General features: G+C 42.3%; 23 protein-coding genes, 1 tRNA gene and 1 pseudogene. 10 read left to right on the forward strand and 15 right to left on the reverse strand.

Features of this window, described 5'->3' with window-relative positions:
- Window positions 1-69: 69 nt before the first annotated feature.
- Window positions 70-162, forward strand: a pseudogene (locus BWP33_RS11180) (CRISPR-associated endonuclease Cas1); the annotation flags it as partial.
- A gap of 141 nt (window positions 163-303) precedes the next feature.
- Window positions 304-534: an SGNH/GDSL hydrolase family protein gene (locus BWP33_RS11185; RefSeq protein ID WP_224451240.1), complete on the forward strand. Its 231-nt coding sequence runs from the start codon at window positions 304-306 to the stop codon at window positions 532-534.
- Window positions 535-773: 239 nt separating this feature from the next.
- Here the strand turns inward: BWP33_RS11185 and lpxC are convergent, their stop codons facing one another.
- From lpxC to BWP33_RS11205, 4 genes are all read right to left on the reverse strand, one after another.
- Window positions 774-1,697: a UDP-3-O-acyl-N-acetylglucosamine deacetylase gene (lpxC, locus tag BWP33_RS11190; RefSeq protein WP_002642386.1), complete on the reverse strand. Its 924-nt coding sequence runs from the start codon at window positions 1,695-1,697 to the stop codon at window positions 774-776.
- A 62-nt stretch (window positions 1,698-1,759) separates the two neighbouring features.
- Window positions 1,760-2,653: a polyprenyl synthetase family protein gene (locus BWP33_RS11195; RefSeq protein ID WP_002642385.1), complete on the reverse strand. Its 894-nt coding sequence runs from the start codon at window positions 2,651-2,653 to the stop codon at window positions 1,760-1,762.
- The gene (gene xseB / locus BWP33_RS11200; RefSeq protein WP_002642384.1) at window positions 2,640-2,843 is read right to left on the reverse strand and encodes an exodeoxyribonuclease VII small subunit; all 204 of its coding nucleotides are present in this window, start codon (window positions 2,841-2,843) and stop codon (window positions 2,640-2,642) included. The genes BWP33_RS11195 and xseB overlap by 14 nt, the downstream gene beginning before the upstream one ends.
- A gap of 100 nt (window positions 2,844-2,943) precedes the next feature.
- Complete coding sequence (locus BWP33_RS11205) at window positions 2,944-3,741, reverse strand: class I SAM-dependent methyltransferase (RefSeq protein ID WP_002642383.1); 798 nt, start codon at window positions 3,739-3,741, stop codon at window positions 2,944-2,946.
- Here BWP33_RS11205 and BWP33_RS12575 point away from each other — a divergent pair.
- Both BWP33_RS12575 and BWP33_RS11210 read left to right on the forward strand, forming a co-directional pair.
- On the forward strand, window positions 3,717-3,884 hold the full coding sequence (locus tag BWP33_RS12575) for a hypothetical protein (RefSeq protein ID WP_158666835.1): 168 nt from the start codon (window positions 3,717-3,719) through the stop codon (window positions 3,882-3,884). The genes BWP33_RS11205 and BWP33_RS12575 overlap by 25 nt on opposite strands.
- 30 nt (window positions 3,885-3,914) lie before the next feature.
- Complete coding sequence (locus tag BWP33_RS11210; protein ID WP_002642382.1) at window positions 3,915-4,697, forward strand: hypothetical protein; 783 nt, start codon at window positions 3,915-3,917, stop codon at window positions 4,695-4,697.
- Between the two features lie 78 nt (window positions 4,698-4,775).
- Here BWP33_RS11210 and BWP33_RS11215 read toward each other — a convergent pair.
- The 3 genes from BWP33_RS11215 to BWP33_RS11225 form a co-directional block, all read right to left on the reverse strand.
- Window positions 4,776-4,847, reverse strand: a tRNA-Arg gene (locus BWP33_RS11215).
- Between the two features lie 5 nt (window positions 4,848-4,852).
- Window positions 4,853-5,299: a DUF441 domain-containing protein gene (locus BWP33_RS11220; protein ID WP_002642381.1), complete on the reverse strand. Its 447-nt coding sequence runs from the start codon at window positions 5,297-5,299 to the stop codon at window positions 4,853-4,855.
- Window positions 5,299-6,273, reverse strand: coding sequence for a polyprenyl synthetase family protein (locus BWP33_RS11225; protein WP_002642380.1), 975 nt, complete (start codon window positions 6,271-6,273; stop codon window positions 5,299-5,301). The genes BWP33_RS11220 and BWP33_RS11225 overlap by 1 nt, the downstream gene beginning before the upstream one ends.
- A 196-nt stretch (window positions 6,274-6,469) precedes the next feature.
- Between BWP33_RS11225 and BWP33_RS11230 the strand changes: the two genes are divergently transcribed.
- A complete protein-coding gene (locus BWP33_RS11230) occupies window positions 6,470-7,120 on the forward strand; it encodes a MarR family winged helix-turn-helix transcriptional regulator (RefSeq protein ID WP_002642379.1) in 651 nt (216 codons plus the stop codon).
- 210 nt (window positions 7,121-7,330) lie between these two features.
- On the opposite strand, the gene gap is transcribed toward BWP33_RS11230, so the two are convergent.
- A complete protein-coding gene (gene gap, locus BWP33_RS11235; RefSeq protein ID WP_002642378.1) occupies window positions 7,331-8,335 on the reverse strand; it encodes a type I glyceraldehyde-3-phosphate dehydrogenase in 1,005 nt (334 codons plus the stop codon).
- Between the two features lie 478 nt (window positions 8,336-8,813).
- Here gap and glmS point away from each other — a divergent pair, with 478 nt between their 5' ends.
- Window positions 8,814-10,658 carry a glutamine--fructose-6-phosphate transaminase (isomerizing) gene (gene glmS / locus BWP33_RS11240; RefSeq protein WP_002642377.1) on the forward strand — a complete coding sequence of 615 codons (1,845 nt, stop codon included), beginning with the start codon at window positions 8,814-8,816 and terminating at the stop codon, window positions 10,656-10,658.
- Between the two features lie 100 nt (window positions 10,659-10,758).
- On the opposite strand, the gene BWP33_RS11245 is transcribed toward glmS, so the two are convergent.
- A complete protein-coding gene (locus BWP33_RS11245) occupies window positions 10,759-10,950 on the reverse strand; it encodes a hypothetical protein (protein ID WP_002642376.1) in 192 nt (63 codons plus the stop codon).
- A 42-nt stretch (window positions 10,951-10,992) separates the two neighbouring features.
- A complete protein-coding gene (ruvA, locus tag BWP33_RS11250) occupies window positions 10,993-11,580 on the reverse strand; it encodes a Holliday junction branch migration protein RuvA (RefSeq protein WP_002642375.1) in 588 nt (195 codons plus the stop codon).
- Between the two features lie 163 nt (window positions 11,581-11,743).
- On the opposite strand from ruvA, the gene rplU reads away from it, so the two are divergent.
- Both rplU and rpmA read left to right on the forward strand, forming a co-directional pair.
- Window positions 11,744-12,052 carry a 50S ribosomal protein L21 gene (rplU, locus tag BWP33_RS11255; RefSeq protein ID WP_002642374.1) on the forward strand — a complete coding sequence of 103 codons (309 nt, stop codon included), beginning with the start codon at window positions 11,744-11,746 and terminating at the stop codon, window positions 12,050-12,052.
- Window positions 12,053-12,075: 23 nt separating this feature from the next.
- On the forward strand, window positions 12,076-12,351 hold the full coding sequence (gene rpmA, locus BWP33_RS11260; protein ID WP_002642373.1) for a 50S ribosomal protein L27: 276 nt from the start codon (window positions 12,076-12,078) through the stop codon (window positions 12,349-12,351).
- 143 nt (window positions 12,352-12,494) lie between these two features.
- On the opposite strand, the gene glmU is transcribed toward rpmA, so the two are convergent.
- Together glmU and BWP33_RS11270 are read right to left on the reverse strand one after the other, a co-directional pair.
- The gene (glmU, locus tag BWP33_RS11265) at window positions 12,495-13,934 is read right to left on the reverse strand and encodes a bifunctional UDP-N-acetylglucosamine diphosphorylase/glucosamine-1-phosphate N-acetyltransferase GlmU (RefSeq protein ID WP_002642372.1); all 1,440 of its coding nucleotides are present in this window, start codon (window positions 13,932-13,934) and stop codon (window positions 12,495-12,497) included.
- Window positions 13,935-13,981: 47 nt separating this feature from the next.
- Complete coding sequence (locus BWP33_RS11270) at window positions 13,982-15,412, reverse strand: sulfatase-like hydrolase/transferase (protein ID WP_002642371.1); 1,431 nt, start codon at window positions 15,410-15,412, stop codon at window positions 13,982-13,984.
- 357 nt (window positions 15,413-15,769) lie between these two features.
- On the opposite strand from BWP33_RS11270, the gene BWP33_RS11275 reads away from it, so the two are divergent.
- Complete coding sequence (locus BWP33_RS11275) at window positions 15,770-16,108, forward strand: DUF4258 domain-containing protein (protein WP_002642370.1); 339 nt, start codon at window positions 15,770-15,772, stop codon at window positions 16,106-16,108.
- 246 nt (window positions 16,109-16,354) lie between these two features.
- On the opposite strand, the gene BWP33_RS11280 is transcribed toward BWP33_RS11275, so the two are convergent.
- The 3 genes from BWP33_RS11280 to ftsE all read right to left on the reverse strand — a co-directional run bounded on the left by BWP33_RS11280 (window position 16,355) and on the right by ftsE (window position 19,958).
- Window positions 16,355-18,211 (reverse strand): ABC transporter ATP-binding protein, encoded by a 1,857-nt coding sequence (locus BWP33_RS11280; protein WP_002642369.1) that lies wholly within the window; start codon window positions 18,209-18,211, stop codon window positions 16,355-16,357.
- A gap of 182 nt (window positions 18,212-18,393) precedes the next feature.
- A complete protein-coding gene (ftsX, locus tag BWP33_RS11290) occupies window positions 18,394-19,308 on the reverse strand; it encodes a permease-like cell division protein FtsX (RefSeq protein WP_002642368.1) in 915 nt (304 codons plus the stop codon).
- Complete coding sequence (ftsE, locus tag BWP33_RS11295; protein ID WP_002642367.1) at window positions 19,305-19,958, reverse strand: cell division ATP-binding protein FtsE; 654 nt, start codon at window positions 19,956-19,958, stop codon at window positions 19,305-19,307. Before ftsE ends, ftsX begins: the two co-directional genes overlap by 4 nt.
- Window positions 19,959-20,147: 189 nt before the next feature.
- On the opposite strand from ftsE, the gene BWP33_RS11300 reads away from it, so the two are divergent.
- Complete coding sequence (locus BWP33_RS11300; protein WP_002642366.1) at window positions 20,148-22,172, forward strand: site-specific recombinase; 2,025 nt, start codon at window positions 20,148-20,150, stop codon at window positions 22,170-22,172.
- The last annotated feature ends 206 nt before the right edge of the window (window positions 22,173-22,378 follow it).

The raw sequence follows: 22,378 nt of genomic DNA on the forward strand, positions 1-22,378 counted from the left end.
TACAATTTTAAGGTAGATCACCCCTGTTAAACACCCCAAAAAGTGCGATCAAAACCCAAGGAGTTCCCCATGCGCAAACTGCAAAACACGCTCTATATCACCACCCAAGGCAGCTATCTGCATAAGGAGCGGGAGACGCTGGTGGTGGAGCAGGAACGTAAATAAATAATATATTCAAAGCATTATCTTACCATTATCGTAATCATAGCAAACGATTGGGATTACGCTTGAACCTTATTGCTGGAATTATTCAACAGGTAGCTTGGGTTTTAGTTTCGCAGGAAGTCTAATATAGATGTTGTGTTGGTCGCGATTCCATATTTCACAGCAGGCGCACTCATCGGCAAAGTCAGCGAACACCCATTGTACGATGAACTCGCCAAACAATACCAATTACCACTATTCAAAGACGCGTGGGTAGATGTGTTGAGCAACAAAGACATGAAATCAGACCAAGTGCATGGTAACGCCAAAGGTTATCGTCATTTTGCAGAGAAATCAAATATTTTCCTTAAGAAAAAAGGATTTAGATAATTATTATTTTCAAGAAACCTGAATTCATTGACATAAAATGGAATAAAATGAAATAAAAAAGCAGCCTGAAACCTTTGCAAAACTACCCGTCGTCATTACCACGTAGGCGGTAATCCATTTTCAATCTCAAATAGATTTTTAATCCATCAAATAAAATCAATTATCTAAATTTTGCTATTGGATTCCCGCATTCGTGGGAATGACGAGATTTAGGTTAATTTTTGGGTTTTGCAAAGGTTTCAGGCTACCGCTAATGTGTTCACGCCAAAAAATGCGTTAGGTGTGTCTTCATCGTCTGCAAATTCCACCCATTCATGGCTGGTTTCATCTGCCAATACCGCCCGCAACAACGCATTATTAATCGCGTGTCCCGATTTGTAACCTTCAAACGCACCAATAATCGGATGCCCCACAATATACAAATCACCAATCGCATCTAAAATTTTATGACGCACAAATTCATCAGGATAACGCAAACCGTCTGGATTCAAAATATCCACATCATCAATCACAATCGCGTTGGTTAAATTCCCCCCCAAACCCAAACCATGTTGGCGCATCATCTCCACTTCCTGCATAAAACCAAATGTCCGCGCACGCGCAATTTCTTCAATGTAATTTTGTCCAGCAAAATCAATCTCAAAACGCGGTGATGATTGATTAAAAACAGGGTGGTCAAATTCAATTGTGAGTGCAACTTTAAAACCGTCATGCGGTTCAAATTTTACCCATTTATCCGCTTGCTGAATTTCCATCGGTTTTAAAATTTTCAAGAATTTTTTTGGTGCGTTTTGTTCTACCACGCCTGCATCTTGCAACAAAAAAATAAAAGGCAAACTGCTGCCGTCCATAATTGGAATCTCGGGCGCATTCAACTCAATCAATATGTTGTCCACACCATATGCCGCCAGCGCGGACATGATATGCTCGATTGTGCCAATGCGAATGCCACTTTCGGTAACAACTGTGGACGATAAACGCGTATCGTTAATCAAATTAGGGTGCAGCTTCACAATTTCGCCTTGTTCACCCGACAAATCGTTGCGGCGAAATGCGATACCATAGTGGACAGGCGCAGGATGTAGGGTCAGCGACACGCGCTCACCCGAATGCAAACCCACGCCTGTGGCGGTAACGGTTTTGGCTAAGGTGCGTTGTTTCATGATTTATCTTTCTATTTGATATCTGGCTGTTTCAGGCAGCCTGAAGATTAAGAGCACAGGTTCTAATTTTTGCGAATCACCACAAATTCCGCTAATTGGCGTAAACGGTCGGCGCGTTCATCAAACAATTGTAACGCATCAATGGCTTGTTGAATCAGCGTGTTGGCGTATTCGCGAGCAGCGGTCAAACCCATGAGTTTGACATAAGTCGGTTTATTGGCTTCTGCATCTTTACCTGCGGTTTTGCCCAGTGTAGCGGTGTCGGCTTCGCAGTCCAACACATCATCAATTACTTGGAACGCCAAACCCAATTTAGTCGCATAATTATCCAACGCTGCCAACGCATTATCATCTAAATCAGGACAACTCAACGCACCCAACGCCACCGCCGCCCGAATCAACGCGCCTGTTTTCCAACCGTGCATTTGTTCCAACTGAATTTGCGACAAATCCACGCCAACATTCGCTAAATCAATCGCCTGACCACCTGCCATACCCATGCTGCCTGATGCTTTCGCCAATACGTTTATCATGCGAATTTGTCGCGCTGGCGATAACGCAGTGGCTGTGGATAACACGTCAAACGCCAGTGTTTGCAAGGCATCGCCGACCAACAATGCCGTAGGTTCATCGTATTGCACATGACAAGTGGGTTTACCGCGCCGTAAACTGTCATTGTCCATGGCGGGCATATCGTCATGCACCAGTGAATAAACGTGTATGCACTCCACCGCCACCGCCGCCGCTTCACAGGCAGCCTGAACACTGTCGCCCAACTCCGCCGCCGCCCACACCAATAATGGGCGCAAACGTTTGCCCCCTCCCAACGTTACATAGCGCATGGCTTCATGTAGGGTTTCGGGGGCTTGATTGATGGAAGGCAAAGCGCGTTCTAATAAAATTTCGGTTTGGGCTTGGGCGCGTTGTTGCCACTGTTTGAGATTATTCGTTATCAAGATTTAGCTCCTTCAATTTTTGGTTATCCAAAACCTGTAATTTTTGTTCCATTTCAGCTAATTTGGTTTGACAAAATTTAACCAATTCGCAACCTTCAGTATAGGCAGCAAGTGCTTCATCTAAAGGTTGTTGAGATTGCATGGATTGAGCGATGATTTCCAGTCGGGCGAGTGCTTGTTCAAAAGTCATGAGAATCAATTTGTGTGATGAAAAAACAGAAATTATACGTCAATCTTTAATATGTGCGCGCTGGACTCGCCGTATTTCAGGCAACCTGAAAAACAAAAAATCATTTGCGTGAATAAAATTGTACCAATTGTTCATTTTCAGGCAGCATCAATTTTTTGATGGCGTGCGCAAACACCGTTTCCAGCGTGATTTGATGCAATGCACCCGACTGCCACGCGTTATCCACAATCATATGGGCGGCGACTGGGTCGCTCGGTTGCAATGCGTCCCACAAACCCAACGCGTGCATATCTTGCCAAAAAGTTGTGGCTTTTTGATACGTTAGCACCAGTTTAGCGGTATCGGTTATCGGGTCATAAAAACCGTGATGGTAGAGCATATCGCCTAAATCGTGCATATCCACCAATGTGGGTGCCGCACAAGTGATGCCATGTTGTGCCAACAATTCACGAATTTCAGGCAGCGTATCCGCCCCAAAATGGCTGAAAAACAGCAAACCATCGGTTTTCAACGCCTGCGCCCAATTTTCCAACACAGGAACAATTTCATGAGCGTGAATCAAAGCCAAATTTGCCCACAGCATTGTGGTGCTGGCTTCAGGTAATTTTTGAGTAATTAATTGATGATGTTGTATCATTTTTTTGCCTATTAATTTGGCAAACAGGCTGATTTTGCGTGCAGAGGCGGCAGCCTGAAGCCAATCAGCACGGTGGTCATATTCCACAAATACGGCTTCAGGATAACGCGTGGCTAATAAATGCCTGCTGATGTCGCCGTCTGCACCGATAAGCGTGATGTGGCTAGGGGCATGGCGCAACACAGCCAAACGGCTGTCGGTTTGTTCGGCAAAATATTGGTGAATCGCATAATCAGATGGGATTTTTACAAGGGTTTGCATTTGTTTTTTTTGAAAAATGGGTGGTGTGGTTTACAATGCTGGCTTTCGTATTTTCAGGCTGCCTGAATCAATTTAGCAGCCTGAAAGTTGAATTTTATCTGTTTTCCGATTTTCAGGCAGCCGATAAATTCAAGGTAGCCTGAAAAAAATTAAATTAAATTGAATGAAATATTATGAAACTGACCGATTATTTGAAAACCTTGCTGGCTTTCGTGATTGCCTTGGCAATCAATTTGCCCAGCTACGCACAAAGCAAAATCCGTTGGAATACCGCGCCCACCTACGCCAATACGCCCGAAGAAGTCGCGCCCGACCCCGATGAACCGCAACCTTTGGAAAAAATAACACCTCAAATAAGGCATAATGCACCATTAAATCAAAAAGTTAATCCACCCATTCCAAGTGCGTCCGTTTCTCAATCAACAACACCAACCAATATTGCCAATGAAGAAGAACAATTAAATCAAGATATTCGCTTATTATGGGACGAAATCAACCAAATGGAAAAACAAAAAAACGATATTACCGTATTGCCCATCAAACCCATTGAAAAAACCCACGAAACCAAAAACACCCACAAAAATCAAAACACCAAAACCCCAGCCGCCAGCATCAAATCCGAACAAGAACGCATTGAAACCTTGTTACGCAACAGCAAAGAAAAAAATAGCAAAATCATCATTCAATCCAAAGAAGTGAAAAATGACAAAACCGATAAAAATAAAACACCTGCACCAGTGGTAACCTTGCCAACCGCACAACCCAAACCCGTTTTAACGCGCAAACAAGTGTTGGAACACGAAATTGAACGCGAAAAAGCCGCACTCAAATCCGCCCAAACCCAACTCAAAATCGCCCAAAAACGCGGTAATACCGCGCAAGCAACAAAATTACTTGACGTAATTCGCGACCGCCAATTAAACGTACAAGCAATTTCTCGCGAATTGTCTCGCTAATAAAAATGCGTTCAGCACAATAAAAAGCAGCCTGAAAACTGTGGATAAGTTTTCAGGCTGCTTTTTTATTCACAACAATCCCACCGACAGGAATCGAACCTGTATTTCACGCTTAGGAGGCATGCGTTCTATCCGTTGAACTACGATGGGGTAAACTAAAATTTTCCAACCACAAATGACAATAATCCAGCCGCAATCAAAGGACCAACTGGTATACCTCCCAAAAACGCTACACCCAAAATTGTCCCCACCAGCAACCCCGTTACCAATGTGGGCTGCGTATTCATAAGCGGTACACCTCGCCCCGCAATCCACGCCACCAACACCCCAATTAGCACCGCACACATCATCTTGACACTGAAAAAAGTCGTCGCATTCGGTAATTGTGTTTTACCCAAAACCAGTGGACTCAACACGCCAATCGTCAGCAAAATAATACCCCATTGCAACGCATATTTATCCACAAGCGGTAAATATTTTACCAAAAAAGTTTGTTGCAGCAACAACAATACGGCTGCGGAAATGGTCATTGTGCCATTATTTCCCAGTACGCCCAAAAAAATCAAGCCCACCAAAAACAACGCAACTGGATTCGCATTCATCACGATACTCGCTCCACCGACAATTCCGCCATTTGACGCATCGCCACAGTTACTTCGTTTTCAGGCAGCATTTTCAGGCAGCCTATCGCTTGAGCAACGGCTTTTTTGGCTTGTTCCATGCAATAATTAAGCGCATCGGATTCAGTTACATGAGCATGAATTTGGTCAAAATATTCGCGATCAGCATTTTGTAACGCGGTGCGAACGTCTTGAGCGGCGACATCGTTGCCCTGTTGCATCAAATAAATCAATGGCAAAGTTGGTTTGCCTTCAGCTAAATCATCGCCCACGTTTTTGCCAATTTGTTCCACGCTGCCTGAATAATCCAACACGTCATCAATAATTTGAAACGCTGTTCCCATGTACATACCAAAATTTTTCAATGCGGTTTCTTGTTCATGGGTTGCGCCTGCCAAAATCGCGCCCACTTGCGCGGCAGCTTCAAACAGTTTGGCGGTTTTGTATTGAATCACTTGTAAATATTGCGCTTCAGTGATGTCAATATTACCGATATTCATCAATTGCATCACTTCGCCTTCGGCAATGATGTTTGTGGCATCTGCCATCACTTCCAAAATTTTCAGGCTGCCTGAACCCACCATCAATTGAAAAGCGCGTGTGTACAAAAAGTCGCCCACCAACACCGCCGCCGCATTACCGAATAAATTATTGGCGGTTTTGCGCCCGCGTCTTAATTCGCTTTCGTCCACGACATCATCGTGTAACAGGGTTGATGTGTGGATAAATTCCACCATTGCCGCGAGCGAATACAATTTATCGTCATCGTAACCCAAGCATTTTCCAGACAAAATAGTCAAAATAGGGCGCAAACGCTTGCCACCTGCCCCAATAATATAAGTGCCAATTTGGGAAATCAGCGCAACATCAGATTGCACGGCTTGATTGACCACCAGATTAACGCGGCTTAAATCGTGTTCCAAATTTTGTTGAAAATAGGGAATGGTGCTTAGCATAATCTATCTCTAGGCGGAAGTTTAAAGGGCGAAATTATAGCATTTTTGCGCTTTAATCGCACAGTTATCACAAATTTTATTCTGTTGCTTATGCAACAAATTATATGGAAAAATCAGCCTTATGGGTAATTTATCATTGATAATTATCACATAAGTAATTATAATTTAGTATTTAGTTTCAAACCTGCAATAAATCATGACTGAAACAACATTTTCTCAATTTGAACAAAAGCTTAAACAAGCCAATCAGCAAACACCACAATGTGCCGATAATCAATTTTTGTTATTGCGGTTGTTCCATCATATACACCCACGCATCATCAATGAGCTGAATCAAGTACTTGCACCCTATCACATTCAACATCACGAATGGACAGCATTATTGATGGCATACGCTGCGCCTGATTATCAAATTTTGCCTTCTACACTAAGCAGTTTACTGGATCTAACACGCACTTCATTAACGCGATTATCTGATGATTTGGTCAGTAAAGGTTTATTGCGTCGCCACGAGAATCGCCAAGACCGCCGTCAAATAGTGTTGCAACTCACACCAGCAGGCGTACAGTGCATTCAAACAGCCGCACCCGTTTGTGCTGCAGCGCGTAAACAAATGCTTTTACCCTTTTCCGCCAGCGAACGCAAACAGTTCGAACAATTCCTCCGCCGCTTACTCGCACATTTGAATCACGAAACGCAGCCTGAACCCCAAAAACCCAATCTACCGAATTTCCATCAAACCGAAGATGCTTACTTAAGTTATCATAGCCACGTCAAAATGATTGGACAAAACAGCAGTAACGAAATTCAACAATGGCTCAATCAAAAAATGCCAAAATTTGCATAAAATCAGCCAAATTTTTGAAATATGCTTAAAATCCAATCTTTTCAAGATTTATCAATGATGCATCAATTTTTTTGATGATTGAAAATCAAGTTGAATTATAGGATTTTTCTTAATTTAATTCAACTGGATAATTTAGCAAAAATACAAAAAGGCTGCCTGAAAACAAAAATATTCGTTCAGGCAGCCTTTTTTACAACAGACTTAAATTAATTAAATTTTTTCTGCAAAATATTTCAACACGCGCACCAGTTGGCTTGCATAAGACATTTCGTTGTCGTACCAAGCCACGGTTTTTACCAATTGACTTTCACCAACAGTTTGTACTCGCGTTTGAGTCGCGTCAAATAATGAACCAAAGTTGATGCCAATGATGTCTGATGACACAATTTCATCTTCAGTGTAACCAAAAGATTCATTAGCAGCCGCTTTCATGGCTGCATTGATTTCTTCTTTGGTTACTTTTTTCTCAAGCACACAAACCAATTCGGTCAATGAACCTGTTGGCACAGGAACGCGTTGCGCTGAACCATCTAATTTGCCATTCAATTCTGGAATCACCAAACCAATCGCTTTGGCTGCACCTGTGCTGTTTGGCACGATATTAGCAGCAGCGGCACGCGCACGGCGGAAATCGCCTTTGCGATGAGGTGCATCTAAAGTATTTTGGTCGCCAGTGTAACCATGAATGGTGGTCATCAAACCTTGTACCACGCCAAATTTATCTTGCAATACTTTTGCCATTGGAGCCAAACAGTTAGTGGTGCAAGATGCCGCAGAAATCACGGTTTCACTGCCATCTAAAATATCGTGGTTCACATTAAACACAACGGTTTTCACATCATTACCACCAGGAGCAGAAATCACTACTTTACGCGCACCTGCACGAATGTGAGCTTGGCATTTTTCATTGCTGGTAAAGAAACCTGTGCATTCCAATACCACATCAATACCCAAATCTTTCCAAGGCAATTCTTCTGGATTGGGTTTGGCGAAAACTTTGATTTCTTTGCCATTAACCAACATCGCATCTTCTTTTAATTCCACAGTACCGTCAAAACGACCTTGCGTGGTGTCGTATTTGAACAAGTGAACCAACATATCAGCAGGAGTCAAGTCATTTACTGCCACAACTTCAACGCCTTCTACTTTCAAAATACGGCGCAATGCCAAACGACCAATGCGACCAAAACCATTAATAGCGACTTTTACGCTCATCGTGTTCTCCAAATTTTAAGAGTGGTAGGAAAGCCCTCATTTTCCCACTTTTGTTTATTTATCACAATTCTATTCATGAGCTTTTTTTGATGTGAATTAAATCTTTTCAGGCAGCCTGAAAAATATTACTTATTCCTTAAAAATCTTTTTTTTAAAATTAATAGGATGATATTTTATGAGTTAATACAATTGTTGTGGATAAATAATCTAATCTTTTATTTTTAAATAAAATTTCACTTATAATAATCATGTGGACAATACAATGATTTAATTTAGCATAGGTGTGGATAAATATTTTTTGTCATATAACTTTGTGGATAACTTATATTTTATACACGTCAATCAAGTCCATTTTTACACATTTTTGATGTGAAACATTTTTTAACATTCTTACGCGTATAATTCAGTGCTTTCGTGTTCAGGCTGCCTGAAAGTCGGGCAGTTTGAATTTTTTAAACTTGATACTAAGGAACAATATATGTGCGGTATCGTTGGCGCAATTCGTAGCGAAAACAACAATGTAGTGGATTTTTTAACAGATGGCTTGAAACGTTTAGAATATCGTGGTTACGACTCATCGGGTATTGCGGTATTGATGAACGACAAAATCAAGCGCGTGCGCCGCGTGGGGCGTGTGGCAAATATGGAAGATGCCGCCAAAGAAAAAGGCGTATTTGGGCAACTTGGCATCGGACACACACGCTGGGCAACACATGGCGGCGTTACCGAGCCGAATGCTCACCCACATATTTCAGGTGGCAAAATCGCAGTTGTCCACAATGGCATTATTGAAAATTTTGAAACCGAACGTGCCCGATTGCAGGCGTTGGGCTACACATTTGAATCACAAACCGACACCGAAGTGATTTCACACAGTGTGCGCCACGAATACGACCAAAATGGTGGCGATTTGTTTGCGGCGGTTCAGGCTGCCTGCAAACGTTTTCACGGTGCCTATGCGATTGCGGTTATCGCACAGGACAATGCGCAAAATATGGTTGTGGCACGTATGGGTTGTCCGCTGTTGGTGGCGTTGGGCGAAAATGAGACGTTCATTGCATCAGATGTATCGGCCGTGATTTCATTTACACGAAAAATCAGTTACTTGGAAGATGGCGACATCGCATTATTAAATGCACATGGCTTTGTTCAACTTGTGGATAAGTCAGGTAAGCAAGTAGAACGCGTGATTAAAAATTCGGAATTGTCATTGGCATCGTTGGAATTGGGTGCGTATAACCATTTCATGCAAAAAGAAATTTACGAACAACCACGCGCTGTTGCCGACACCGCCGAAGTGTTTTTAGATGGCGGATTTATTGCCGAAAACTTTGGTAATAACGCAAAACAGATTTTTGAAGATATTGATAGCATTAAGATTTTGGCGTGTGGAACGTCTTATTATGCCGCATTAACGGGTAAATATTGGTTAGAAAGCATCGCCAAAATACCAACAGATGTGGAAATTGCCAGTGAATACCGTTACCGAGATGTCATTGCCAATCCAAAACAACTCATCATCACCATTTCGCAATCAGGCGAAACGCTGGACACAATGGAAGCCTTGAAATTTGCAAAATCATTGGGACACCAACACAGTTTGTCTATTTGTAATGTGATGGAATCGGCATTGCCACGCAACAGCGAATTGGTGTTATACACACGTGCAGGCGCTGAAATCGGTGTGGCATCAACCAAAGCATTTACAACTCAACTGGTTGTGTTATTTGGATTATCGGTAACTTTGGGACGTTTACGCCATCAAATCTCTGATGAAAAATTAGCAAGTTATACACAAGAATTGCGCGAACTTTCAGGCAGCCTGCAACACGCACTGAATCTTGAACCGCAAATTGCAACATGGGCGCAAAAATTCGCTAAAAAATCGAGCACATTATTTTTGGGGCGTGGTATTCATTACCCAATTGCGTTGGAGGGCGCATTAAAATTAAAAGAAATTACCTACATTCACGCCGAAGCCTATCCTGCTGGTGAATTGAAACATGGGCCACTGGCGTTGGTTGATGAAAATATGCCCATTGTGGTGATTGCACCCAAAGACGGTTTGTTAGACAAAGTCAAAGCGAATATGCAAGAAGTTTCAGCACGTGGTGGCGAATTATTTGTGTTCACGGATTTGGATAGCGAATACGAAAGCAGTGCCAACAATATTCACGTGATTCGTACACCGCGCCATGCAGGCACATTGTCGCCGATTGTGCATACCATTCCCGTACAGTTATTGTCGTATCATGCGGCTTTGGCACGTGGCACAGATGTGGATAAACCGCGCAATTTGGCAAAATCGGTTACAGTTGAATAATGAAATTAATGGTAATTGATTAATAAAAGGCAGCCTGAAAGCATAGTTTCTTCCAGGCTGCCTTTTTAGAACGCCGCCTGTATTTTTAGAACCTGTGTTCTTAATATAAATAAGCAAATTTAGAACGTAATTCATCATCCGAACACGACAACAACAAACGAATATCATCAAAATCCAACAAATGCAATGCACTTTGTGCCTCTTCTTCGGTTGCGCCAAATCCGCATAATCGCGATTCCAAACTTTTGGCAATCATGCGCTCCCAGTCATTTTGTGCTTCTTTAGAATTCATGTGTTTTACTCCCAAAAAGAAGTATTTTATCAGTAATTTTCATCAACGCATCAAATTCTTCAACGCCAATTTAACCCCTTCGCTCACATCAACATCAGCCGCTAAACCTTTCACAGCCAATCGCGATTCTTTTTCATTGTAGCCTAAAGCCAACAGCGTGCTGACGACATCTTCCGAGTTATCCACAGATGCTGTGGCGTGCAGCAAATCATCTTTCAGGCTACCTGAAACTGTTAATTTACCACGCAATTCCAAAATCATGCGTTCGGCGGTTTTTTTGCCAACACTGGGCGCAGACGATAACTTTTTCACATCTTCCGATGCGATTGCCGCCGCTAAATCGTCAGGCGACAACGCCGACAAAATCCCCAAAGCCGTTTTTGCACCAATACCACTCACTTTAACCAATTGGCGAAACGTGGCACGTTCAGCCAAATCCGCAAAACCAAACAGTAAATGTGCGTCTTCGCGTACCGCCAATTGCGTGTAAAGCTGCACAGTTTCACCCAAAGCAGGCAGCGCGTAGAAAGTCTGCATGGACACATCAACTTCGTAGCCCACGCCATTTACATCAATCACAATTTGCGGTGGTGTTTTGTCAATGAGTGTACCGCGTAATCTGCTAATCATAAATTATTCCTTTCATTTTCAGGCAGCCTGAAAAGCATCAAATTTGATTATTTTAAATAAAATAATTTGACAAAACAAACCAATATTGCCATAATTTTGTGTTTTCCTATTCCGCGCTAATTGCGGAATTTTTTAAATTAACCGATTTCTCATGGAGTTGAGTATGTACGCGGTCGTAAAAACTGGCGGTAAACAATACAAAGTTGCCGTTGGCGAAAAATTAAACGTAGAACAGATACCTGCCGAACTCGACAGCCAAATCGAACTGACTGAAGTTCTGATGATTGCTGACGGCGACAAATTAACAGTAGGCACACCTACTATTGCAGGTGCAAAAGTAGTGGCTAAAGTGGTAGAACATGGTCGTGGCGAAAAAGTTCGCATTTTCAAAATGCGTCGCCGCAAACACTACCAAAAACGTCAAGGTCATCGCCAAAACTACACACGTATTGAAATCGTGTCTATTGGCTAATCCACTAATCAGGAGCATATAACATGGCAAGTAAAAAAGCTGGCGGTAGCACCCGCAACGGTCGCGATTCAGAAGCTAAACGCTTGGGCGTTAAAGCATTTGGTAACGAATTGATTCCTGCAGGTTCAATCATCGTTCGCCAACGTGGTACAAAATTCCACGCAGGTAATAACGTAGGCATGGGCAAAGATCACACTTTATTCGCTAAAGTTGATGGTTATGTAGAGTTCTCTACTAAAGGCGCGTTAAACCGCAAAACCGTAAGTGTTCGTCCATACGAAGGCGCAGAAGAAAACTAATGTTTTAAGTCAAATTAAAATAAAAACCTGTTGATGTTCGCATTAACAGGTTTTTTTATAGTGCTTTAAATTCAAATATACCACGCGCAATCCTAATTTAAATTTAAAACACTATATTTATAAAATGTTAGCCTAAAACGAAATCAACGTTTGGTGCTGCGTTTGCGTGGGGTTTTGGATTTGGTTGGCTTTTCGGTTGACTCTGTTTGTGCTGGTGTAACAGGCGTTTTTTCGGGACGTTGCCAATTTTCAATCACCACTTGTTGCGCACGCGCTACCACCAATTTTCCCAATTCGCAATTTTTAGTAATCACGCTGCCTGCACCTGTGGTTACTTTGTCTTCAATGGTTACAGGCGCAACCAACATCGTATCCGAACCAATCCGCACATCATTACCAATCACGGTTTTGTGCTTATTCACACCATCATAATTGCAAGTAATCGTTCCTGCACCAATGTTGGTGTTTGTGCCAATGGTCGCATCACCCAAATAAGTCAAATGATTGGCCTTACTTCCTTTTCCAATGGTGCTGTTTTTCACTTCCACAAAATTACCAATATGCACATCGTCCGCCAGCACCGCTTGTGGACGCAATCGCGCAAACGGACCAATTTGAGCATTCGCGCCAATTTCGCAATTCTCAAAATGACTAAACGGCTGAACCACTGTACCAGCACCAATTTTGGCATTTTTAATGATGCAATTTGCGCCAATTTGTACGTTGTCGCCCAATTCGTTGTCGCCTTCAAACACACAATTCACATCAATCACCACATCTAAACCCACTTTCAGGCTGCCTCGAATGTCCAAACGCGCTGGATCACGCAAGGTTACGCCTTGTCGGAGTAATGCACTGCTTTGTTCACGTTGATAAATGCGTTCTAATTCAGCCAATTGTATTTTATTATTCACACCCGATGCCAAATACGATGCGCGTACCATCATCGGATTCACATGAATGCCATCACGTACCGCTAACGCAATCACATCTGTCAAATAATATTCGCCTTGTGCATTTTCTGCACTGAGTGCGCCCAACCAGTTATCCAAATAGCGATTCGGCAACACAAAAATCCCTGTGTTAATTTCGCGAATGGCTTTTTGTTCGATACGTGCATCTTTTTCTTCCACAATGCCTTCCACTTTGCCATCACGATTACGGAGAATGCGTCCGTAGCCTGTGGGATTGTCCAATACGTCGGTTAAAAGTCCAACTTGTTCGCCTGCAGTATCCAACAACTGCGACAAAGTAGCCGTGTCAATCAAAGGCACATCACCATATAACACCAATGTACGACCATACGGCGGAATATGTGGCAAAACCATTTTCACGGCGTGTCCTGTGCCTAATTGTTCGGTTTGTTCCACCCAAGTGATGTTGGTTTTGTGGGCAAGTTGTGCCAAAACTTGTTCTTTGCCATGTCCGATTACCACGTTGATGTTACTGGGTTTGAGTGTTTCGGCAACATTGATAACGTGTTCCAGCATGGATTTACCCGCAATTTGGTGCAACACTTTGGGCATATTGGAATACATACGCGTGCCTTTACCAGCCGCTAAAATAATAATATTTAATGACATCATATTTCCTTGTTTAATAAAAAATATTTTTCAGGCTGCCTGAAAATTTAAGGTTTGATTTTAAAATGTAACCACGCTACCAGTGCTTTACGATTGAGTTGGCGATGTTCTTTCATATCCAGTACGGGCGGAGCGTGGTCACCAACCACAAACACTTCCACACCTTTCATTTCTGGCGATTGTATTAGTTCTGCTAAACCATCAAAAAATTGTGCTTGTAAACGAAAATTACGGCACAAAGTGGGCGCGGTTTCCATCAATCCATATGCTTGACAATTAAATCGCCGATTGTGTAAATCTCCATCGGGATAAGTGGAATGAGTGGTTAGTGTTAGCCAATAAAAGAACAATTTATCCTGTTGAGCAAATTGTTTTTTAACTGTGTCCAACAGTTCAGTATCACAAATACCGTTGAATGCTTCACAATGTTTTTTACCCATTAGGCTTTCTGAAGTGATGAATTGTTGAAAACCCATCTTAGGATACAAACTAAAACGGTCGTAAATTTGGCTACTTGCGCCATGTAAAGCAATGGTATTGTAACCATGTTTGCGGTATTGATTGGGTAAACAATTCACAAATTGTTCTGCAGGTGTTCGTTGAAAGGCAAAACCTTCTATACCCATTTTACACAATTCACGCATTTCTCCCTCCACCGTTGCACCTACAAATTGAATCGCACCGCGTTGCCACAAACTGAATTTGTCTTTTTGTGCGATTAGTTTTGCCAAAATATCGTCTTGAACAGCAGGATTTTGGGTTTCCCCCCATGATTCATTCAAAATAAATAAGACTTTTTTAGATTCAAAAAGCTTCATATGCGCGATGGCTTGTTCATATTTGAGCGGCAAAAAACGAGGGGTAACTTGCATGGCTTCCATAAAGTCAGCCAAGCCTTCTTGTGCATACAATCTAGATTGGCTTTCAATGTAATAATAATTAGATGCGCCAAACAAACCATTGGCATAACCTTTATAGTATTGAATATGTTCTGTGCCATGTCCCACCAATACTAAAATCACACTCAATATTGCTGTGTAAATAAATGATGCACCATTTGCCACCTTTTTCATGAGAATTAAGCAAATGAATACATAAAGTACCACGCCAACCGTTGCCACTTGATAAAACAAAGGTGCACTGGGAAAAAATGATGCCAAATAACGCGCGCCAGCCAAATTAAAAAATGGAAAAAGCTGCATCACAAATAACAAAACATCAAATATAACTGCCCAAAAAGCCGCCAAAAAACCCAACCAACGAATCGGTTTGTAAGGAAATGCAAACAATAATGCAGCCCAAAAATAATCAATATTAATCAGCGGACGAGCCGTGTGTGTAAACCAAGCCAATATCAGAAAACACACATTGGGAAACAACATATTGACCAATGTTCGCCACACGACGTGGCGTGTTAGTGGCGGTAGGGCGTAATTTTTTTGATTGAGTGCTGTCCATTTGGATTTTAGTGAAAACATGATTATTCTCCAAATTCTACTCATTTTTGTTTGAAAATAAATAAAATGGTTATTCTACCATTTTTGTATTCAGGCAGCCTGAAAGAGTATTCAAGCTGCCTTTGTTGCGTGAACAGTTTGATTGATAAAAAATTTTGATGAAGTGTGGATAACTCTGTTGATAATTAAGTAATTAATTGAATTATAATAATTTTACTAGGGATAAAGCTGTGTACAAAATTTAATAGCTTAAAAATATAGTCGTTTTTATGTGCGAAGTGACTATATTGTTTATTGGGAATAAAAACACTTTATGTAGCTGAATTCAATGGCTATAATGTGGCTAACTTTTCTCATAATATTCTGGAGTATATTATCATGGATTATTCAAATAACGACACATTTCATTTTAATTACCGAATGAATCAACGTGGCATCACCAAAGGCATGGTAATGATGGTACTGTATTATGGGCGTGTACAACAAGACCGCTATATTCTGAATACGCGGGACGTGCAATCCCTATTGAACGCACACCAGCGCAAACCAGAACGCCAGCCATTAACCAAAGACGAAATTCGGTTGTTGAAAAAAATTTTGGACAAAGGTGGTTTGGTGGTGGTGGAAATGGAAAATCGGTGCATTACCGCCTACAATTTCAACAGCAAAGATTGGTGGCATTTTAAACCACACCATAAACCTCGTGTGAATTGTTAATGATGAGAGCTGATCAATAAATCATTTCTTTTTGCGTGTGGATAATCCGCTAAACTCGCGCATAAATATGTGAATCACTTGTGGATAACCAAATTATCCAATTGAATTAATTTGATTATTCAAAATTGATTATTTTTTAGGCAATTGAACCAGTCAACCAGTAAGTTAATATGGATAATATTGTCAAACAGCCTGAAAACTGTGGATAAGTTTTCAGGCTGCCTGTATATTCACACCATCAAATTATCAATGTTCCACATGCTCAGGTAAAAAGCCACCTGATTGGTGCGCCCACAATTTCGCGTATAAGCCACCTTTTTCCAGCAATTGTGTGTGCGTGCCTTCTTCCACAATGCGCCCTTTGTCCAGCACAATCAATCTGTCCATCGCCGCAATAGTGGACAAACGGTGTGCGATGGCAATCACGGTTTTGCCGTCCATCATTTTGTCTAAGCTTTGTTGAATCGCGGCTTCTACTTCGCTGTCTAGCGCACTGGTGGCTTCATCCAGTAGCAAGATTGGCGCATCTTTGAGCATGACTCGCGCAATCGCGATTCGTTGGCGTTGTCCGCCCGACAATTTCACGCCGCGTTCACCCACATGGGCATCGTAGCCCGTACGTCCTTTGGCATCAGATAATTGGGGGATAAAATCCGCCGCTTCGGCTTTTAAGGCAGCCTGAAACATTTCCTCATCAGTCGCATTGGGGCGACCATAAATGATGTTTTCACGCACCGAACGATGCAGCAAGCTGGTGTCTTGCGTAACCAAGCCGATTTGGGCGCGTAAGCTTTCTTGGGTAACGTCATTGACGTTTTGCCCATCAATTTTAATCGTGCCGCTTTGCGGTTCGTAGAATCGCAACAACAAATTGACAATGGTGGATTTGCCTGCGCCACTGCGCCCGATTAAACCAACTTTTTCGCCTGCTTTAATATTCAAATTAAAGCCGTTTAACAAAGGTTTACCGCTCTCATACGAAAAATCAACGTGTTCAAAACTGATTGCGCCGTGTTCTACTTTGAGTGGCAAAGCAGCTGGTTTGTCTAAAATCGTGTGTGGTTTGGACAGTGTGGTCATGCCATCGGTTACCGTTCCAATGTTTTCAAACAACATCGCGCTTTCCCACATAATGTATTGCGATAAACCATTAATGCGAAAAGCCATCGTAATCGCTACCGCAACCGCCCCTGCCGACACGCTGCCTGAATGCCAAAGCCACACACCCACCACAGCTGTGGATAAAGTTAAAAATGCATTCACCGCAAAAGTACAAGTGTCCAGCAAAGTCGCCAAACGCATTTGCGCATGGACAGTTAACATAAATTCTTCCATGCTTTCTTTGGCGTAACGCGCTTCACGTGCGCCATGCGAGAAGAGTTTCACGGTGGTGATGTTGGAATACGCATCGGTGATGCGCCCCGTCATCAGGCTACGTGCATCGGCTTGGCGTTGTGCGGTTTTGGCCAATTTGGGAATCAGCAGCTTCATGGTCAACCCAAACAAAGTTATCCACATAATAAACGGCACAAGCAACCAACCATCCAATGACACCAAAATCACACCAGTACTCAAAAAATACACCAGCACATAAACCATCATGCCCACAATCGTCATCACGACTTCGCGTACAGATAATGCGGTTTGCATCACTTTTGCTGACACACGCCCCGCAAATTCATCTTGATAAAAACCTAGCGATTGCGCCAACATCAAACGATGGAAATTCCAACGCAAACGCATCGGAAATACACCTTGTAGCGTCTGTAAACGCACCGTAGAATTGATAAACCGCCACAATACCGAAAACACCAACACCAACGCCATACCCAACATCGCCCAGCCATGTTCGCTCAATAAATTTTGTGGCGAAAACTTGCCCAGCCAATCCACCAGTTTGCCCATAAACTGAAACAGCAATGCTTCCAAAATGCCGTTACCAGCCGAAAAAATCGCCAGCATCAACACCCAACCACGCATACCGTCTAAACAACTCCAAATAAATGGAAACAAACCTTTGTGTGGCGTAACAGGTTGATTATCGGGATAGGGATTAATTCGTGATTCGAAGTAGGTAAAAATTTGATTTAATTTATTTTTCATGATTTTTTGATGATTTCAGGCAGCCTGAAACACATTCTAGGTTGATTAAAAACATCTGAATTTTATCGCAATGATAATATACAGAAAAGTTGTGATTACGCAAAACCACATTGCTTGTGGATAAAACACAGGCAGCCTGAAAACCAGTTTCTCGGTTTTCAGGCTGCCTTTTAATCATTCAATTAATTGCGTTTGGCTTTGAAACTAAACAAATGCTGCGATGATGCCAACCACGCCCCCAAAATACCCAACGCACATACCCCCACCAATACAATCAACATTTCCTGTGGTGTAAATCCACGCCACGCCAAATTGATGCCATAAGGTTCAAAAATTTGTTTCACGAGCGGTTGCGTTGTTCGCATAATCCAAGTACTCAAACCCAAACTAATCGCCGCTGACAACACACTCTGCCACGCCGCTTGGTACAAAAAGGGACGGCGCACAAATGACGATGGCGCACCCAACAATTTGGTAATTTCAATTTCTTCTTTGTGGGTCAAAATTTGCAGACGAATCGTGTTATGTGCCACCAACACAAACGCCAAACTCAACGTAATTGCCAAAAACCAAAACACTTTTTGCACAAAGTCATTCACTTGATACAAGGTTTTCATCCATTCCGAATCCATTTGGCTGCTTTCCACCATGGGGAATTGTTCCACTTCGGTTTTGAGCGTGGTAACCACATCGGGTGCATTACTCACGGGTGTTATCACAAATGAATCAGGCAAGGGATTGTCGTCTAACATGGACACGATGTCTTGTGAATCCAACGCATTTTTCATTTCTTCCAAACCATCTTCTTTAGAAATAAAAGTGGCTTGTTTGATGCGTTTGTCTTCGGTAAACATTTTTTTCAGCGCATCTACATCGGTTTCGGTGGCGGCGGGTTCTAAATACACGGTAATTTTAGGCGTTTCGCTTAATTTATTTAATACGTTTTGGCTGCTTTGTACGCCTAAATACAACGTCAGTGGCAAAGTCATTGCCATCGCCAACATCGCCAAAATCAACAACGTACCGACAGGCTGCCTGAAAAAATACCCAGCAGCGCGTTTGGCACTTTCCACATGGAGAGATAAATAATAATTCATGCAGCAAACCGTCCTTCCTGTAAACGCAAAATGCGGTGTCCATAATCTTGCATCAAAGTTTCATCGTGAGCAGACACAATCACAGTGGTGCCAACTTCATGAAAGGTTTTGAACAACTCCATAATATCCAACGCATAAGCGCGGTCTAGGTTAGCGGACGGTTCATCGGCAATCAACAAACTGGGTTGATGCACCACCGCACGCGCAATACATAAACGCTGCTGTTCACCACCCGACAAGCTGATTGGGTCGGCGTTTTCGCGTCCGCCCAAGCCTACTTTCTCAATAGCCAGACGGGCGCGTTTTTCGGCGGTTTTGCTGTCATAGCCGATGATTCGCAACGGCAATAACACATTTTGCAACACATTTCGGTCAAACAAAATTTTGTGGTCTTGGAACACAATGCCAATGTGTTGGCGCAAATAACCCAATTCATTATCGGACAACACACTCAAATCATTGTTGTTAATCATCACTCTACCTTTGGTTGGTTTGGTGATGCCTGCGATGAGTTTTAAAATAGTGGATTTGCCTGCACCCGAATGCCCCGCCACGAAAATCATTTCGCCTTTTTCAATGGTAAAGCTGACATTTTTCAATGCTTGAAATCCGCCTGGATACACTTTGGAGACTGATTCAAAATTAATCATAATGAAAATAAAAGAAGTAAAAATCAATAATGGCGCATTATACGCGATTTACGCGGTTTTCAGGCAGCCTTAAAAGTTTTCAGGCTGCCTGAAAATAAAAACGTGGCTGCCACACCACAAAAGGCAGCCTAAAAATTTCATCATGCTATAATTTGCCCCACTTTTTTGTATACAAAGGGTTATGGTTTTATGAAATGGTTGATTGAATCACCCAGTTTGAAACAAAGCATCACAACACATTTGGCGGATAATAACGCGTTTGCATTGCTCCAAGATTTAGCCCAACGAATGCGCCGCCGTAAAGGCAAATACGCCGCCCAAACCATTCATGAATTACACATTCTTTTGAATCAAAACCATGAATTGTGTACCAAAATTGCCAAATTATTGGTAGATTGGTTGTGTGGTTTGCGTTTGTATCCGCTGTTTATTAGTGCGGGGATTTTTTCGCGTGATGGTTTTCGCAGTGAATTGCTGGCGCGTTGGTACGAAAAAATTAACCCATCATACAAAGACGTGAGTGATTTGCGCGATGTGTTCACTTTGCTTTTTTCGTCTGCAGACGATTGTCATTGGTTGGACGCAGTGCCGAATCGGGATTGGTTGGCGTTGTTGAATATTTTGCGCCAACACACGTCCGAACATGACCGCGATACCATTCAACGCTATATTTATAAAGAAGGTTTGCACGCTTTAGAAATGTTGTCCATTTGGGTTGCAGCAGAAGCATTAGAACCTGATTTATTGCGCTTAGACAAAAAACTATTGGATTTGGACAGCCCATTTGTTGCACTCAAACGCGAAATCACCCCATGGATTGAAGCACACGTTACTCAAACCGAATTCGATGACCGTCATTTGTATGTGATGCTCAATCAGTGTCACAAGCAAGTAGAAAAATTACGCAAAAAAGGTACTGGCACAGGCGCAGGTTCGTCCATGAGTGTGGCACATTTATTGGAGCGACTGGAACAAACATTAAACCGCATCACATTATTATTGAATGTGTTTTCGCGAAACAAAATCACACCGCAACGCGTTTTGCACTTGGCTGGCACATTGGCACACGCCGCCGCCGCCCAACATAGTTTAACGCGCTTATGGAAAAGCAGCGTGAAAATGCTCTCGCGCAGCATCACACAAAACACCAGTCATCATGGTGAACACTACATTTCGCGTAACAAAAAAGAATACATGGCGATGTTTTATTCAGCGGCTGGCGGTGGAGTATTAATCGCGTTGATGTCGTGGTTTAAAATTTATTTAGGCACACAAATTCACAATCATTTTTGGTTGGCCGTAGCAAGCGGTTTAAATTATGGAATTGGTTTCATGATAATTTATATGTTGGGCTTGACGGTGGCAACCAAGCAACCTGCTATGACGGCATCACGTTTTGCGGCTGCGGTGGAACGCAACGACAAAGGTAAAGCAATTGACAAAAAATTAGCAAATTTATTGGTAGATGTGTTGCGTTCGCAAAGTGTGGCGGTGTTTGGCAATGTGTTTGTGGCGATTACTTTAGCCAGTGTGATTGCAGGCTGCCTTGCGCTGATTCGTCATCAACCGATGTTGGACGCGGAACAAGTCGCGTATCAATTAAAAGCAATTAATCCGTTGAAATCATCGTTGTGGTATGCGGCGATTGCGGGGGTTTGGTTATTTTGTTCGGGAATTATTTCGGGCTTTTTTGACAACCGATGTGATTATTTAAATTTGCGAATGCGTTTACGTCATCATCCAATTTTGAAAATCATGCTGCCTGAAAAAGCGCGGGCGAAATTGGCGGATTATATGCACCATAATTATGGTTCGCTGATGGGAAATTTGTGTTTTGGTATGTTATTGGGCATGACGGGCTTTGTGGGACACGCCACAGGTTTGCCGTTAGATATCCGTCACGTGGCGTTTTCGTCTGCGAATGTGGGATATGCGGTGGTGAGTGGTGGCTTATCGTTTGGGCAATTTTTGCAGGCGTTGTGTTTTGTGTTGATGATTGGTGCGGTGAATTTATGGGTGAGTTTTTCGATTACATTATGGGTGGCATTGCGTTCACGTGAAACGACCATTGATAGTTGGTGGGGGATTGTGCGTGATTTGCGTCAAATCATCAAAGAGCGACCGTTGAGTTTATTTTTGCCATTGCAATTGCCGTCCGAATCAGTCGCGAAAAAAACCGAAACCAAAAAAGAAAACGGTACATCCAGCGAATAAAAAGTTGAGGATTGTGCGTTCTGTATAGTCGTTCGCACAATCCTGTGAATAACTTACCAATTTAACGGCACAATGGGTGAATAATTTTATTTTATCCACAGTTGATTAATTTATCATCAGATTTATCCACAATTATCCACGCATTATGCCAATGGCTTATGTGAATTTATACACAGCCTAGTTTACAAATTAATCCATTGATTATT

Origin of the sequence: Simonsiella muelleri ATCC 29453 (genome assembly GCF_002951835.1) — a bacterium.
GTDB classification, from domain to species: Bacteria; Pseudomonadota; Gammaproteobacteria; order Burkholderiales; family Neisseriaceae; genus Simonsiella; species Simonsiella muelleri.